Below are 16,796 nucleotides of genomic sequence, written 5' to 3'. Positions count from 1 at the left end.
TAGAAAATTTAACTTTTGATATATTGTTACTCTTTCTCCATTCCTGTAATGAAAATTCAATCCCATTTAAATGTAGTATCTCTTCTTCTTTCATAATAAGTCTGCGATATATTTTTCAATCTGATAATTACCATAATAACTAACTTGATGAAATTGTCCTAAAGGATTTATCTCTAAAAAGTAAAAGTCATCTTCTGATTTTATTAAATCTATTGTACCGCACTTTAAATTTAATGTTTTTGCCATTTTAAGGATTTTTCTCTGTATCTCAATAGGAAGCTTACAGGGCAGGTATTTCTTATCACTGTCTTTTATATTTCTAATATCAATATTATCTGAGAAATCAAATGTAGCAACAGCCCAAATTTTCTTTTCAAAGAAAAACACCCTTACTTCATAAATGTTATGTATTTTCTCTTGTATAAGAGAGGGTATAATATTCTCTTTTTTATTCTGAATATGGTTAATGTCTATTTCATGAGTATAATTTAAATACAATGCATTCTCAACGAAAATAGGTTTCATTTCTGAAACAGCTTTGGTAATATATTTCTGGGAAGAATCAATTTTTGCCAAGTCTTTTAATTGTGATAAAATATAGGTGTCAGGAACTTTTATGCCCAAAGATTTAGCCAAAAATAAAACCTCTAATTTGTTGACTTCTTTGGTGAAAAGATTTCCAAATATACTTGCTCCATTTATTTTTAAATAATAATAGATAAACTCGGTTATTGATCTAAATTCTGAATTATAAAATTCAACTAAACTATTATCTATTTCTTGTTTAGGTATATCATAATAAATTCCACCATTTCTATAAAACACTGATTTAAAATTATTTAAATTGTATTCAATATCATTTATAGAAATCTTGAAAGCATTATTATGGAAATCAAAAGATACTTTGGTAATGTATTGATTTTCATTTAATCGCACAAACTCTTTATTTTGATAAGATAACCAACTACATATTTCATCAGTCATAGTATCATTATCAACACTAATGAGCAGTATCATTAAGTTTTATCATAAGGTTTTTAAATTGTTCTGCATCTTTAGGATCTCTAAAATTAAAGCCTTCAAGTACATTATTTGAAAATATATATTCTTTATTATTCAGGAAGAATATGCTTTTACGTATTTCATCTTCTGTTGATGATAAACCAAGTAACTTTCTTTTATCATTAACTTGTTGGATTTTTTTAAGAGAACTTTCATTTCTATTTCCAGGTAAAAAATCTTTATTCACATAACAACAATCGGATTTTCCATCATTTGAATTAAATTGATAAATTTTGAAATAAGAATAATCATAAGTGTTATTATTTAAATCAAGTAAAAATCCAGCTATGTCTGGTCTTATTTTTCCATCATTTAAAGCCTTGACTATTTCATTTGAAAAATTAACTTTCTGACTGCTAATATTATTGGATGCCAACTGATGCCAAATAATATAATAGAAGTTATGAAAATACACATCATTTTTCATACTTAATCCAATATTATACTCATTTGGGAACCCTTTTTTCTTGATGAGTTTTAACAGGTTTATAGAAGCAATACTATCACTTTTTGTGAGCTCCTTTCTGTATGAAGTATAATTTCCTTTAGATAATTTTCTATAATATTGATCTATGTCAAATAATGAATCTAAGCTTTTTTTATATTTTAAATCAATTACATTTTTACACAATTGCTGTTTAAACGGTTCAGGATTTTTAAAATTTTCCTTTAAAAAATCTTCATCAAACTCTTTCCCTAAACATTTTAAAGATCGATAGTAATCGTATGCAGTTTCAATATCTTTTACTTTTAAAGCTATTTTCAATGCATTATGTAAATCTTTTGCGTGTGGATATTTAAACTCTCTGTAAGCGCTCTTATATAGACTATTTGCACCAATCAAATCATTATTTATAATCTTGTTTTCTGCCTCATTAGTTAAATTATAATATTTAATTAAAGTTGAATCTCTTAAAACGTAGTTTTGAGATTTAGCATAAATACTAAATATAAAAAAAACTAACATTAATAATTGTTTCATAATACTTTTATAAAAAGAGAAGCTTAATTAAGCTTCTCAAATTTTAATAAAATTAAGAATTAGCAAGGTTTATCAACTACTTGATCCAGTTCAAAATAAATTCCACCATTGGCAAGTCTTGTGTCTGAAGAATATGTTACACATTTACCTAAAAAACATGTTTCACCTGCTCCAGTAGTTTCAACATCAATAGACAGAGTTGGTGCAGCAGGACCTCCTTGTCCTCCTAAAACAGTTGCTAATTTTTCGTTTTTAAGCTCAAAGCTTGCTAATTTTTCTAATGATTTTGTTTTCATCATGTTTAAATTTAAATTGTTAATAAATAGTTTTATTAAATTCACTATAAATATGTATTGATTAGTGAATATTATGTCAAATAAATGTATTTTATGGCATAAAAACAAATTTTAACAGCTTTTTATTGATAACTCCAATATTTAAAATCATCAGCTTCATTAATGAAAAGTGATTATGTCTATTAATATTTCACGTTGTAATGAATGTAATTGATATTTGTATCAATATGTGAATTTATTTTAATTGAAATTTTCAACATATAAATATTGTTTTTTTTAAACTTAAAGCAAAGATTATCAACCCTTTTTTATAATCATTAAGTAATAATGATGAAAATTAGGCTTTATCCAGAATGTGAAATCATCATTTAACTAAATCACACTGAAAAAACTTATTATCTCACCGAATAGTAGAGTAATAAAAGCTAAAAATATTGGAAGTGGTAAGGGGGGTAAAAGACATTATGTCACATAATTAAGAAAAATACTCAACCATTGAGTTAAAAATGTAAATGGTATTACTATTGACATTATAAAAATGGCTGAGTTGCAGACAACCTTGAAGGTATCTTTATTTTTAGCAAAGCAAATATACAACTTCTAAAGGTTCTAGCAAACGGGATTTCAATCTCACCCGTTTTGTTGAGAGGTACAAAAATCAATGTATATGAGTTGTTATATTATTAACTACGATTTGAATAACTCCAAAGATTATGAGCCTGTTTAAATCTATAAAGTCTTACGGGACATGGGCAAAGGTTTTAAAATCCTGCTGGGCAATCATAACAACAAAAACTGCTGCTGAAGTAAGAGACCACTTAGCATCTGTTATGGATTATGATGATGGACTTTTTGTTGTTAAATCCTGTGGTTTAGGGGCTTGGAGAAATTTGGATCCTTCAGTAAGTGATTGGTTAAAAAAGAATCTGTAAAATTAGAGCTACTTAATTGTGGCTCAATTTGTTTAGATTTGTATTTCTCTAAATAAATCATCACAACCACATAAAAGTTCTTTTTAAATCATGAATTATTCTTTATCTGTGGTTCAGTTCCCTATATGAACAACAAGCCCCTCCCGTTGTTTTGATTTTGGCAATGCCCCCTCTTTCTGAAATCAGGCTTTTTTTGTGATTTGTGGCAGAAAACTAATTTTGGAGTTTTAAAGATTTTTTATAAAAGTAAATTTGCTTGAAGTGTTGTTGAAAGAGTAGGAGGGATTAAATTTTTGTTAAGATAATTTTAGATTCCTTTTACTGCCATTTACTAAAAAACCTGACCCTAACCCAGACCTGAGTAAAAATAAAAAAGTCCTTACATTGCTGTAAAGACTTGATTTTCAATTAGTGAGCGCGAAAGGATTCGAACCTTTGACCGTCTGCTTAGAAGGCAGATGCTCTATCCAGCTGAGCTACGCACCCTTGAATTTTTTAAAGTCGGGGCGGCAGGATTCGAACCTGCGACCTCCTGGTCCCAAACCAGGCGCGATGACCGGACTACGCTACGCCCCGAGGATGGTCATCAAGAATAACTTTGTTTTGCAATCGCAAAGGTACAAAGCCTTTTGAAATTAAAAAAAACTCACAAAATATTGTGAGCCTTTGGTGAGCGCGAAAGGATTCGAACCTTTGACCGTCTGCTTAGAAGGCAGATGCTCTATCCAGCTGAGCTACGCACCCTTGAATTTTTTAAAGTCGGGGCGGCAGGATTCGAACCTGCGACCTCCTGGTCCCAAACCAGGCGCGATGACCGGACTACGCTACGCCCCGATTGGCTGTCATCATTAACGAATTTTACTTCGTTTTTGCGGTTGCAAAGGTACAATACTTTTTTAATTAAAAAAATAAAATGAAGAATAATTTTTAATTAATTTTTCAGCTGACTTTTTCGTTAACTTTACGTTGCTAATAACCATTGAGTTATAGCCATTTTAAAAAACAGGAGTTTTTTTAACTTTTTTTGTTTTCTCCTTTTCAAAGGAGGTAAAGCTATATTTCTTAAGATGGAATCTTTTGTAGTGGAAATAAAAGATCTTTACAAAATATATATTCCTGCATTGAAAAAGCACTTCAGAATGATGAAGCCAATGATGGATTAAAATTTACAGAAAGGAAATCAAAAGGGGAACTCTAAAGATACGCTCGCTTTTTAAGCAGCAAAATAGAATAAACTAATACTTTGGATGTTATCGAAAATTATTTTTAAAACTGAAGCTAGATAAGAAAAAAACTTCGTAAAATCCTTTAAAATGGGAATATTTATAGATTTTTAGAGGTCTTAAATTTCTATCTTTACGGGATGAAACGATTGATATTGGGATGCTTGTTTTTCCCACTGCTTATTTTCTCCCAAACCAGTGGAAGAGTCATTAAAATTTCAGATGGAGATACCATCACAGTACTCCTGAAAGGGAACCAGCAAAAAAAACTGAGACTGGCTGAGGTAGACTGTCCGGAAAAAGGACAGCCGTTTGGAAAAAACGCCAAGCAGTTTACTTCAGATCAGGTATTTGGGAAAACCATTACCTTTATTGAAACGGATACAGACCGTTACGGCAGATCTATTGCCAAAGTGTATTATGACAATGGCAGATATCTTTCAAAAGAGCTGATAAAGGCAGGATTGGGATGGTGGTATTTCTCTTATTCCAAGGATGCTTCGTTAGGAAAACTGCAGGAAAATGCCCAGCGCGGAAAAGTTGGACTTTGGCAGGATGTACATGCTGTTGCTCCCTGGGATTTCAGGAAAATGAAAAGAGAGCTTAGAAACAAAAAAGATGAGGTGGCTAAAAACGAGGTGAAGGTAAAAGGAGCGGCCTAGTGATGTCTTCAAAAGTTTCCTTTTCAAGTGCAGGAGTTCTATAAGTACTACATGTTTATAGTCTGCATCTGGGTATTTTTTTAAACTCCTTAATAACAAAAATGATATTTGTTACTCCTGTCTTCCAGAATGGGAGTTGTCTTTGGTATAAATTTTCTGCTGCCGTAGGGCATTTACTTTTTTGCTGGCAATCAGTTAAAAACTGAAAGAGCTGCTTGGATCTCCCAGACAGCTCTTTATGATTGCTTATTTTTTCAATATTCCAAACTTCTTATTTTTAAAATCGATGATCAGTATTTTATCGAGGAACAGCACATTGCCGGTAAACCCAAAAATACCATTGTCATCAAAGAATTTCTGTGAGCTTGCTGCTTTATCACTATAGTACACATATTCGTTTTTAACCGGGCTTTTACCCAGATGCATCCGTTTGTTCATCTTTTTCTTATACATCTGATGGACTGCTCCCCAGCTGGAAACACCCAAAGAATCAGTAACAGGTTCTTTAGGGTCTGTGATGAGTTCGGCATATTTAGGAAAGGTGATAATAGGAAAGGCACTAGAACCCGTATCAAACATCAGGAACTCCGTTTTATTTCCGATGGCAAATGGTATCATCACTCTGTCGTCCTTATTAAATTTCGCGGGCAGAAATTCGGTTTTGGCCAGAAAACTTTTAGGAATATCATCGAGAATGGCAATCCTCCGGTTAGGGTAATCAATGATCAGCGTTTTATTGGCACACAGATCAACGCCAATTGTACCAATATGCTTAACGCTGCTGGTCTTTACGGAATCCGGTGGGATCTCTTTGCCAAAACCGGGTAATTTCACGACCGTCAAATTAGGAAATGTAGTTTTGTCCAGACGCAGGGTAATATTTTTTAACAATGGGAATTTTCTCCCTTTAATCCGCAGGGTATCACCGGATTCCTTTAGATTAGGAGAAAAAGAAGAGTAATGGGTGATCGACTTACCATATATGACCGTTGCAAAAGATCCAAGATCAAACTGGGCATCAAATCTATAGGGCAGATCTTCAATCTGAACCGGGATATTGATGTAAGCTTTATCAAAATAATGGTTGCCTATATAATCCCCGACCCAATTAAACTTGATCCAGGGGATATTATCATCAGTAGTTTTCTTCTTACTATTTTGAGCAAATAAACTCGAAGAGAAGGTAAATACTACCAGAAACAGGATGAAATGGCTGATTTTTGACATATAATAAATTTATTATCGAAATTATTACTGGGAGGCATTGTAACTTTTCATACCTGCAGATCAGTGAAGTGCTAAGATAGTTTAAATTTCATTGGCTACTTAAAACATTTCTCAGAAGTTCCAATAAGCCATCATCATCGGGCAGCATGAAAAGAAATTATTCCTCTTCTGATGTAAATGAATCACTGCCGTTTTATTCGAAGATAATGCCTCGGGATTATTTATTTTATTTGCAGAATACAATTGCATGCTATATTTTATAAGCTCCTCATACCGGATATAAGGTCTTGTTTAATAAAAGATTGTATTTTTTTATAGAGAATATAGTTGATTTTTTATTGTATTTAGATTTGTTTATTTCATATTATTCATTGTTTTACTTTAATTATTGTTTATTTTATAAGTTAAATGTATTTTGTATTGTATATTGACAATTAAACGATTATTTTTATGCGATTAATTTATTATATGTGAAAAATATGGAAAAAAATATCCTCTTTTAATTGCATTTTTTTATTTAGCTGTGATCAGCTTTATTTCAAATGCTTGTACAACCGCGACTTTCCCATATAGTGAGAACTTTGATGCAGGGAATGGGAATTTTATTTTTGAAAATTCTACACAGAATAATCAATGGGTGTATGGGGTTGCTGCCGGCAATCCGCCCAATGCTATTTATATATCAAATAACTATGGACTCTCAAATAACTATGATGTAACTAGAGCAAGCATTGTTCATACCTACAGGAATATTGCTATTCCGGCGGGAATTACTATTTGTAAGTTATCATTTGATTGGAAAGCTGGAGGAGAGAATGTACAGGACCGCTTAAGAGTATGGCTTGTCCCTTTATTTTTTACGCCGGCAGCAGGAGCTAATATTACGGCAGGATTAGGAAGAATTCAGGTGGGTAATGATTTTAACCAGAAGACTACCTGGCAGACTTATCTTAATAACAATTTAGATTTAAGCAGTTTTGCAGGCACAACCATGCGTCTGGTGTTTGAATGGACAAATAATGGCAGTGGCGGTATGCAGCCTCCGGCCTCTATAGACAATATTTTTCTCAGTGCGGCTTGTAGGGAGCCTGTCGGAATGTCTGCATCTGCAACAACGCCTAATATGGGTACCTTGAACTGGACAGCCCCTTCTCCGGCCCCTGCCAACGGGTATGAGTATTATCTTACCCCTACAAATGTTGCACCCAATGCAGGTACAAATCCAACAGGAACTTCAGGGGGTACTTCTGTAAACTTAACGACACTATCGTCTAATACTACCTATTATTGGTGGCTTCGTTCTGTATGTAGTCCGAATGATAAAAGCGTCTGGGTCCCAGGACCCAGCTTTACCACTCCGAAGTGCAGTACTGCTGCGCCAACAGTAACCGTAAGTGGGATTACTTATAATTCTGCCTCCATCAGCTGGCCTGAAAACGGAGGTGCATCTTCTTATATAGTAAGATACAGGCCTGTTGGTACCTCAAACTGGATTTCTGCAAATGTACCTGTAGCCACTGCACCGGCAAACAATATTTTTAATTTGCCAGCCAATTTGTTACCTGCTACTTTATATGAAATTGAAGTAGCTGGTGTATGTGACGGTACAACGGGGGCATATTCTCACAATGAATTTTTGACAAAATGTGACCCTGCACCGCCGACATTTACAGTTAATAATATTACAGCAAATTCAGCATTGATTACATGGTCATTTGCAGTAAACTCTAACTATGTGTTAAGATGGAGAAAAGTGGGGGTTGCAGGCTGGCCAAATCCAACTATTTCTCTGCCGGCTGCTCCTGCCAATACCTATACTCTTGGTGGTTTAGATCCCTCTACTACATATGAGGTTCAGATTGCCAGTCAGTGTGTTGGAGAAACGACTCCAAATCCGTACTCGAATCCTAAAGTGTTTACTACGGAAAGAACTTGTGAGCTTCCGCCTTCCGGATTAACGATCACCCAGCTTTTTCCGACATGGGCAGAAATCAAATGGGATCCTTTCCCAGGGGCAACATATGTTCTGAAATATAGAAAAGTAGGTGTTCCAAGCTGGACGGAAGTCTCAACATCCAATAATGTTTATACATTAACAGGGCTGACGGAACTTACAAAATATGAAATGCAGGTAGCAAATATTTGCCATGGTACACCTGGCGGCTACACCCCTCTGTATTATTTTATAACCCCTACGGTAACCTATTGTAAGATGCAGTCAGGAAGCTCAGCAGCAGAGCATATTTCGAAAGTGACGGTTAAGCCAAGCGAAAAATCAGTTATGGAGAATCCTTCAGGAGCATCAGTATATACAGATTTTACGGGAACTCCCAAAGCGTTTATAGAGATGGTCCAGGGATCTGCCGACAACGAGATCATCATTGAAAAAAAATGGACCGGTACCCAGTATAATGAAGGGGTTGCAGTATGGCTTGATTTTAATAGAAATGGTGAATTTGATATCAATGAAAGGGTGTTTGTTTCCCCTCCGAATACATCCTCTCCTGTGTCAGGTAAATTTAGTGTACCTGCAGATGCTTTTGTAAGTTTAACCAGCCATAAATATGTGGTAATGAGGGTAGCCATGCAGAGAGATGGTATTCCTGTAAATTGTATTGGTTTTTCCAATGGAGAAGTTGAGGATTATTTAGTAAGGATTTATAAAAAGCCCGTTGTAAATCCTGTGGATCAAACTGATATCCTGATTTACCCAAATCCTGTAAGGACGGTATTGTATGTAAAAAATATTAGTAAAAAAGCTAAATATAAAATTTACAATATCTCCGGGCAGCTAATTGCAGAGGGCATTTTATTGAACAATCAAATCAATGTCAGTAAACTGATCAACAGTGTTTATGTAATTGATATCAATGATAATGGTAAAACTGTTCAGAAGAAATTTATAAAAGAATAATAAGACAGTATTCCACGAAGTGGGTAAGCTGAAAAAGTTAGGGCTTGGATTTATATCCGGGCCCTTTTTTTAATAAGAGAAGCTGGCTTAAAATTAATCTTCGGTTTTGAATGGGCATATGCTGTTTTTTAGCTGCTTTTTTCAGTGTTGAATTTTCTTACTGCATCATCTTCTCTGTTATACAAAGTGATTACCTTGCCCGGAACGCCTGGATAGAACTTTCATATCTCCCTGATAAGGCTTCAATATGGGGCTTGCCAGAATTGTTTTGCATTGAACAGATTATAGGTGTTAAACACTGTCTTTAAACCTGTGTTGTAATAATCATCTGTTTTTAAGGGGACTTTTTTATTGTAGTCTAATGGAAAAAGATAAACATAGGTTACTCGTCTGTTCTGACCCCATGTTTCATAATTGTATTCACTGCTTAAGGGGCAGTAAAACCTGTAAAGATTCTTTGCCATGTAAGTATCAAGATAGTAAGATTTTTCGGTTGAAGTTTTTCGGTTCCAATTCGCATCCGGATTTACTATTAAGGATTTCCCTGTAATAAGCCGCTCTCGCACCTCTTCTATACTTAAAAGTTCACCACGTTCATCCATTACGTAGGCATCATTGGTTGGATCCATCCACACCCACTTCTTTTTTGAAGAAAGATAAACTGCATTGATAACGTGTGAATCATGGTCAATTCCTAAACTGTCTTTGGGAAAGCAGTAGACCTTTCTGGACTTCCAGCCCATTGCCAGATAGCAGTCATTTAGCGTGGTTGCCAATTCACCACAGGAAACACCTGTATTTCTTTGTTTTGCTGCTGTAACGATTGTGTATGCATTAATATCTTTAATGCCGCTTTCGTTTTGGCCATCGTGTTTAACTGTATTATGCACCCAATGAAGTAAATTAATAAGCCGGGAAGCCTCGTTTCCAAAACCTGCTATGGAATCCAGTTTAAACCGTTTGCGAAGGTCAACTAAGTCTGGATTGGAAGGTGACTGGTAAGTAAATTTAGGTAAACTATTGTTGTTTTCTTTGCTGTAAACTGATGCCCGTTTCAAAATGGCTAAGTAATCGACGTCCGATCTGGGCTGGGCTGATAATGTGAAAGTGAAAAAAAGAAAGAACGAAACTATAAAAACTCTTAAGGGGATAAAATTTATTATTTGATCATTAAAAGTTGCGGACGTAAATAATTTTTTCATTTTTTTAGTTTTGATTAAACATACTTAATATACTCATTTCTGTTTTGAAATATTGTGATGGCCAAAGAACTTGCAAGTATGCGGCTACAAGAAAGCAGCTCCCTGTCCCTATAGAACTATTTTGAATTTTATCAATTTAATAATCAGATAATTGCTAATATACAAAATATAGTTTAGCAAATTAAAAATGCCAGCTTTTTTACGATATTTATTATAGAGATACTTTAAAAATGATGATAATATAGCCCAATGTAGCAGTGTAAAAATAACCCGATTCAACTTTCAAAAACTTAATTTTATACGAAATACAATGCTGTTAAATAACCGGCTATCTATTTATATTTGATGCATTAAGTATAGTCAACACTGGATATCATACAACTGAATGAAAAAATTTTTAGTAATGAAAATTTTCACAATGCAAAAATTAACCAAACCTATCGCTCATACAATGAGTCTGATGGTTTACAGGTACTTGGCTGTCAGAAAAAAATAAACTGAATAATACTCAGGTAGCAAATCATTTCAAACTTAACATAAATACTATAACCAAGTGAAAAAAAATTTTGACCTAGAGATTGATTGTAAATAAATTATTGTTTGGTTTAAAAAGCTATATACATTAATTTACAATTCATCACAATCTTGAATTATCTATCACACTAAGAATATCTTATTTGTCACTATAGCATACAGTCGCCTGTACTTAATATTTAGGATTGATTCTGTGAAAAATAAGTAAGATCTTTTTTAATTTACTATAAAAGTGTATCACCTTTAGCTTAGTATGAGATCAGCTATTATAATTGTTTTTCAGAGGTTTATAAAATAGAGGGATTGTTGGGGGGTGTTTTTTTTGACTTCATTTCTCTTTTTCTATTCCTTTGCAAGTTCAATTCTCAGATGTATTATTTATTCTGAAAATCATGCTAAAATGATTCTAAAATACACATATGTTAGGCCGGTTTCCCTTCAGTGAAATAGGCCATTAAAAAAATCAATAATACAAACAATTATGAAAAAACAATTATTGTTATTGGGGATGACTGTCATTTCTATAACAGCTAAATGTCAGATTGGCATTAATACCCCCAACCCTAAAAGTACATTAGATATTGTAGCAAAGAATGTTACAGGTTCTGCCACAACTACAGATGGGCTGCTCATTCCTCGGGTAGACAGGCAGCGAGCATTAGGTATGACAAATGTTGAGTCATCAACATTGATTTATGTCAACGATATTTCAACAGGTTCCGCAACCGGACAAGCATCCAACATAGATAAAGTAGGTTTTTATTATTTTGATGGAGCGGTTAGTAAATGGATAAAACTTAATAATATTGCCGGTGATCCTACTCCCGATGCTTTTATCGACAATCCAGGCAGTGCAGGGGTAGAGTTGGGATCAACTTCTACAGGCTTAGGAAGAGCAGCAGGATCAGAGTTTATTGTGAAGGACAATGGAAATGTAGGAGTAGGTACAAATCAGCCAATTTCCCATGTACATGTATGGGAGAGCGGAGCAGCCGGAAGCAATGAGATTAGAAATACATCTGTAAATACTTCTCCAAAACTTATTTTAGATAGGGCCACTGCTGATAATTCTAATATATCAAGTGGTACAGTAGTGGGAAATCTTGTTTTCAATGGAAGGGTAGCCGGCAGCTCTTTTCCTTTAGCGGGTATTAAGGCGGACTATTGGGGAAATGGATTGACCAATTCATCTTCTTTAACGTTCAGTACAAGTGACAGGCCAAATATGCTTATTGACGAAAAAGGATATATGGGAATTGGAGCTGGTGATGTTAACCATGCAATGAGTCCTACCCAAAAGCTGGATGTAGATGGCAATGTACGTTTTAGAGGAGTGCCTGATGCAAGCATGAATTCATCTGATAAATTAATGGCATTGGAAAGTAATGGAACTGCAAAAGCTGTTTCAGGGATACCTAGAATGACATTCGCTGCTGTAAGTAATACCTATTCTCTAAAAAGCGGAGGAAATTCCAGACATATTTTATTGTTTGAGGATGTAAAAGGTATCAATACAAATATCATCAATAGAATCGATGCAGGTAATTTTCAGGCTAAGGCAGCCGGTTTATATACAATATCTATTGCGGTAAAAACTTCTGATATTCCCAATAGGACCAGTGAAGGTATAGACATAGATAGAGGAGTGTCATCTGCAATACAAATAACAGATGGGAGAAAATATCAATCTCAAGGAAATAGATGGGTTGATGCTACCGGAGACTGCTCAATTACTATTACTATACCGTTAAATACAGGAGACGGGTTCTATATAGATACTGTTATGCCGGGAAGTGGAAACTATAATCAGGCACCAGACTCTACAATATCGGTAATGTATACTCCTTTTTCTTTATAACAAAATATAAATAGAAGTAGAGGTCTGCTTTATGAGCCTGAGTAATTTAATATTATTTTCAATGTAAATGACTCAGAGGCCATAAAGTATTTGTTCAGACAAGATATACATTTGAATGTTTTAAGTTGTGTTTTTGCATTATTTTTCAATTAATTATTCTTCCTTCTGGAAGGATTAAATAATGAGCCTTTTGTCATTCAGGAATTGATAAATTAAATTTTTGATCGGCTCCTTGAAGGCATGTCATTATTTTATGTAATTGAGAAATAAACTATTGAGTATCATCTGCATGATGCTTGAATTTATCCATTTGGCAAATAATAAATGATCAGATTTTTGGTATTTCTTTAGTAAAGTCCAGCTATGAGTATTTTTCGGACTGGTTTTTGTATAACGTCTTCATAATGATGTATGTAATACATGGGTGAAGTAATATTTATCACACCCGAAATATCATCCTAAAGTTTTTGTCATGACATTAGAGTAGCAAGAAAATATGCTCTACAGCAATCAACTTCTTTATCTAGGGTTGAAGGTCTTTAACATAAGACTTCATCTTTAATTTTCCATCATTTTTCCAAATTCAAAACTATGGGACCTATACGATTTAGGCTATTATTTAGCATTATGTGTTTTTTGCTGTTTACCAATTTATCCTCTCAAAAAAATGTAGAAAATGAAATAGATATTTATACAAAGAAAGCTGATTTTTTTTTTAATAGTTATGAAGATGTTAATGCCTTAGAGTATGCAAAAAAAGCAAATGATTTGGCAATCAAATCAGGGAATTCTGAAAAAATTTCTAAATCATATTTTTTAATAGCAGTATTATTATATGAGATGGATATGGAGCATGAAAGTTTAGAATATGCAGAAAAAGCATTGCTTGAAAAATATGTTAAGAGTGATTATAAGATCAGGGCTGAATTATATAAATTGAAAGCAAATAATTATACAATGTTAAATCTATATGAGAGCGCTAGAAGAGAATGTAGAAAAGTCATTAAAATTATTTCTCCTTCAGATCTTGATCCAGTAATGATTCAAGAACTTTACGGCTCTTACCGGGATATTGGAGTAACATATTATAGAGAATTAGGAAGTATGGACTCTCTTCAGAAATATTCCAAAATAAAACTGACCATACTTAAAAATAAACCTGAAAAGCTTGTATGTATTTCTTTATCTGAATATTATATTGATGAAGCAGGTGTTTTTTTAACACTAAAACAAACAGATTCTGCTCTTTCTAACATTAATAAAAGCTATGCACTCAAAAAAAATATGTTGATAAGGCTTTATTCTATGAGCAGTATATTGCTTATGGAAATTATTATTTTGAAACAAAAGAGTATAATACTTCCTTAAATTATTATCTCGCAGCACTTCAAGAAATAGAAAAATATAATGTTAAGGACAGATTCTTTTTAGATATTTATAAAAAGTTATCTGAACTATATGGTTTAATTGGTGATACTGTGAAAGAAAAGGAGTATTTGTTAATTTACTCTGATAAAACTGAAAATTCATTAAGGGAGAATGAGAAAAGAACAGCCTGTGCATTAAAATTAATTGTAAATGAAGAAAAAGAAAAAAGTTCATCCGTTCAAAATAAGCTGATCATTCTAATCTCTTGTATCTCTGTTATCATATTGATTTTAATTATTTTTTATAAAAAATCTCAAACAATAAAAAAACAGGCGATGACTAGTCTTCTGCTAGAGAAGGAACTTGTTGAAGATCTTCAGCAAAAGGTTAATGAATCCTTTTCTGAAATAGTGCAATTGGCAAGGGATAACAATCCTCAATTCTGGACACGTTTTCAAGAAGTATATCCTGAATTTCTCGGTAAAATGCTAGAGCTTAATCCCAATTTCAAAGTTTCAGAACTTACATATTGTGCTTATATATATCTTGGTTTTTCTACTAAAGAAATTGCCGAATTTACTTTCAAAGCTGTCAAAACAATTGAAAATAACAGATATAACCTCAGAAAAAAATTGAAGTTATCCCCTGAACAAGATTTCTCAATTTGGCTTCATAATTTTATTGACCGAAGTTAGTGGTCTGATTATCAGCTGTAATTTTTGATTAGAGGACCCGTTGAGGGGTTCCTTTTTTTGAAGCATTTTACCTTTTTAGTTTATTTGCTCCTCAATTTTGATTTGTTTGGCAGGCTATTGTATTAAATTGCTTAAAAAAACGCTTCTATGCATATGCAATAGCTTTTTTCAGAAGTTCGGTAATGTATATTGTGCAGGAGCCGATTTAGCAAATGTTATCGAATTGGGGCTTGAGGGGGCCCGTAGTTGACATAGAAACCTGTATCTATTGGCGGGTTTACATTGGGATTAAATACTCAGTTTGAATCTTAGATTTACTTTTCCAACCTCTTATTTCTCTTCCTCTTGTATATGCTTGGGATTTGGAATTGAAAATTTCAAAATAAACAATAACCTAATCCTTAACTTTTGAAGTCAATCCTTGGTGATCTGAAAGGTGTTTCCTAAGTCTTTCCTGCAGCTCCCCACAAGAATGACCCCACATAATATTTGTCTGAGGACTCAGAATAAAGGATATAGCAGAAACACATGAAACGAATATAAACAAAAAACCTCACAATTTTTATTGTGAGGTTTTTTGTGATCCTTAAAGGATTATCTTCGAACTCTTTAATAAATGATCTTAATTGGATTTTGCATGTATTTTGTTGATATTCAGTGTTTTATTGATGGTTGTTAATGGATTGATACGGCAGGCTTGCTAATAATCTGCCATACTTTCGTACAAAACAGAATTATGATCAATCATTGCTACTAAAAACAGAAGCCGATTCTTTCGCTGCTGTTACTATAGCGATCAATGCTTTCTCTGTTTCATCCCTAGTGTCTGGTTTTATCCGCAATTAGGATTTAACCATAATTGATCAGCTGGGATTACATTTCGAGCCATACGTAAGAGTCCAACCATTTCTTCTTTTGATGGAACTCTTGGTGAATAAATATCATAAACATACGACCAATATCGTTCGGATCTTTAAAATCTGCAAAAGCATTCAAAGGTTCCAATTGTAAACGGGAACATTTTATGGTGATTACATCAGCATCCTTATTATTAATAGCTTTGAAATCCACACATTTATAAATAAGATAAAAGAAATTTTGGAAAAAAGAGCTTTATATATTCTTAATAACAATGTTCATTGTAATTTTTATAATTCATTTTTTCACATGAAAGGAAGGGATTCGAACTTATTTTGTTTTTGACCCTGTTAGCGCTGTTTTCCGACTGTTGTATAATCGCTTTGCCACGATTCTGCCACAATCTTTGTTTATGCGCTCCAAACTGCGTTTTTTATGTCTCAGCGGAGAGTGAGGGATTCGAACCATCTCTTTCTAAACACTTTAAAACCTCATTTTGATGTATATTTTTAATTACTGCCATGATTTTGCCACTAAAAACTATCGGCAAAAATTGACGCTATAACCATTCTATAACGACCTTAAAGAACAACTATTTCATTGTGTTAAATATAAGAATTTTCATATTAATGCTGATAGCATCATTCTAATTTGTAATGTGAAGAGAGCATCGTTAATTTATCAATTGCCCCAGTTATATCCCCTCCAGTCTGTTTTATAGGATTATCCACTTGAATTTAATTTTTTAATAACCTATATTACTTGTGTTTTTATATATTACGGTTTTCCGTAATTTGTAATTATGTTGTTTTTAGTATATTTGTTTGACTGGCAATTCAGTATTTTTTGATTGTTAGCTTGCTTTCGCATATTTCAAATCCTATTTAATGCTTGAATAATATTTATGAAAATTAATTTATGCTCTCTCGAATTTTCTATCAAAAAACAGGAAGTAAAAATATTGTAAGGCAAATATTAACTTC

General features: G+C 33.3%; 12 protein-coding genes and 4 tRNA genes. 6 read left to right on the top strand and 10 right to left on the bottom strand.

What is annotated here, in order from left to right:
• Window positions 1-90: 90 nt before the first annotated feature.
• The 3 genes from MUW56_RS03830 to MUW56_RS03820 are packed head-to-tail and all read right to left on the bottom strand — an operon-like array spanning window position 91 to window position 2,343.
• Window positions 91-984, bottom strand: a complete 894-nt coding sequence (locus MUW56_RS03830; RefSeq protein ID WP_292011942.1) for a hypothetical protein — start codon at window positions 982-984, stop codon at window positions 91-93.
• A gap of 16 nt (window positions 985-1,000) precedes the next feature.
• A complete protein-coding gene (locus tag MUW56_RS03825) occupies window positions 1,001-2,044 on the bottom strand; it encodes a hypothetical protein (RefSeq protein ID WP_292011941.1) in 1,044 nt (347 codons plus the stop codon).
• A gap of 59 nt (window positions 2,045-2,103) precedes the next feature.
• Window positions 2,104-2,343 carry a hypothetical protein gene (locus MUW56_RS03820; protein ID WP_292011940.1) on the bottom strand — a complete coding sequence of 80 codons (240 nt, stop codon included), beginning with the start codon at window positions 2,341-2,343 and terminating at the stop codon, window positions 2,104-2,106.
• A 710-nt stretch (window positions 2,344-3,053) separates the two neighbouring features.
• Between MUW56_RS03820 and MUW56_RS03815 the strand changes: the two genes are divergently transcribed.
• Entirely contained in the window at window positions 3,054-3,272 is a 219-nt protein-coding gene (locus tag MUW56_RS03815; RefSeq protein ID WP_292011939.1) for a hypothetical protein, read from the top strand.
• A gap of 412 nt (window positions 3,273-3,684) precedes the next feature.
• Here MUW56_RS03815 and MUW56_RS03810 read toward each other — a convergent pair.
• The 4 genes from MUW56_RS03810 to MUW56_RS03795 all read right to left on the bottom strand — a co-directional run bounded on the left by MUW56_RS03810 (window position 3,685) and on the right by MUW56_RS03795 (window position 4,106).
• Window positions 3,685-3,758: transfer RNA gene (locus MUW56_RS03810), tRNA-Arg, on the bottom strand.
• A 15-nt stretch (window positions 3,759-3,773) separates the two neighbouring features.
• A tRNA-Pro gene (locus MUW56_RS03805) sits at window positions 3,774-3,848 on the bottom strand.
• A gap of 91 nt (window positions 3,849-3,939) precedes the next feature.
• A tRNA-Arg gene (locus MUW56_RS03800) sits at window positions 3,940-4,016 on the bottom strand.
• Between the two features lie 15 nt (window positions 4,017-4,031).
• A tRNA-Pro gene (locus MUW56_RS03795) sits at window positions 4,032-4,106 on the bottom strand.
• Window positions 4,107-4,635: 529 nt separating this feature from the next.
• Between MUW56_RS03795 and MUW56_RS03790 the strand changes: the two genes are divergently transcribed.
• Window positions 4,636-5,157 carry a thermonuclease family protein gene (locus tag MUW56_RS03790; RefSeq protein ID WP_292011938.1) on the top strand — a complete coding sequence of 174 codons (522 nt, stop codon included), beginning with the start codon at window positions 4,636-4,638 and terminating at the stop codon, window positions 5,155-5,157.
• A gap of 246 nt (window positions 5,158-5,403) precedes the next feature.
• Here MUW56_RS03790 and MUW56_RS03785 read toward each other — a convergent pair whose 3' ends face one another.
• Window positions 5,404-6,384 carry a hypothetical protein gene (locus tag MUW56_RS03785; protein WP_292011937.1) on the bottom strand — a complete coding sequence of 327 codons (981 nt, stop codon included), beginning with the start codon at window positions 6,382-6,384 and terminating at the stop codon, window positions 5,404-5,406.
• Between the two features lie 523 nt (window positions 6,385-6,907).
• On the opposite strand from MUW56_RS03785, the gene MUW56_RS03780 reads away from it, so the two are divergent.
• Window positions 6,908-9,298 carry a fibronectin type III domain-containing protein gene (locus MUW56_RS03780; RefSeq protein ID WP_292011936.1) on the top strand — a complete coding sequence of 797 codons (2,391 nt, stop codon included), beginning with the start codon at window positions 6,908-6,910 and terminating at the stop codon, window positions 9,296-9,298.
• Window positions 9,299-9,540: 242 nt separating this feature from the next.
• On the opposite strand, the gene MUW56_RS03775 is transcribed toward MUW56_RS03780, so the two are convergent.
• Entirely contained in the window at window positions 9,541-10,500 is a 960-nt protein-coding gene (locus MUW56_RS03775; RefSeq protein WP_292011935.1) for a transglutaminase domain-containing protein, read from the bottom strand.
• Between the two features lie 1,015 nt (window positions 10,501-11,515).
• Between MUW56_RS03775 and MUW56_RS03770 the strand changes: the two genes are divergently transcribed.
• The 3 genes from MUW56_RS03770 to MUW56_RS03760 all read left to right on the top strand — a co-directional run bounded on the left by MUW56_RS03770 (window position 11,516) and on the right by MUW56_RS03760 (window position 14,955).
• Complete coding sequence (locus MUW56_RS03770; protein ID WP_292011934.1) at window positions 11,516-12,892, top strand: hypothetical protein; 1,377 nt, start codon at window positions 11,516-11,518, stop codon at window positions 12,890-12,892.
• A 591-nt stretch (window positions 12,893-13,483) separates the two neighbouring features.
• On the top strand, window positions 13,484-14,260 hold the full coding sequence (locus tag MUW56_RS03765) for a hypothetical protein (protein ID WP_292011933.1): 777 nt from the start codon (window positions 13,484-13,486) through the stop codon (window positions 14,258-14,260).
• 110 nt (window positions 14,261-14,370) lie between these two features.
• Entirely contained in the window at window positions 14,371-14,955 is a 585-nt protein-coding gene (locus tag MUW56_RS03760; RefSeq protein ID WP_292011932.1) for a hypothetical protein, read from the top strand.
• Between the two features lie 832 nt (window positions 14,956-15,787).
• Here MUW56_RS03760 and MUW56_RS03755 read toward each other — a convergent pair.
• A complete protein-coding gene (locus MUW56_RS03755; RefSeq protein WP_292015371.1) occupies window positions 15,788-15,862 on the bottom strand; it encodes a hypothetical protein in 75 nt (24 codons plus the stop codon).
• Window positions 15,863-16,796: the final 934 nt, after the last annotated feature.

The sequence above is a fragment of the Chryseobacterium sp. genome (assembly GCF_022869225.1).
In the GTDB taxonomy this organism is placed as follows: domain Bacteria; phylum Bacteroidota; class Bacteroidia; order Flavobacteriales; family Weeksellaceae; genus Chryseobacterium.
Note: the sequence above shows the minus strand (reverse complement) of the source record. Positions and strands in the feature narration are given on the sequence as shown.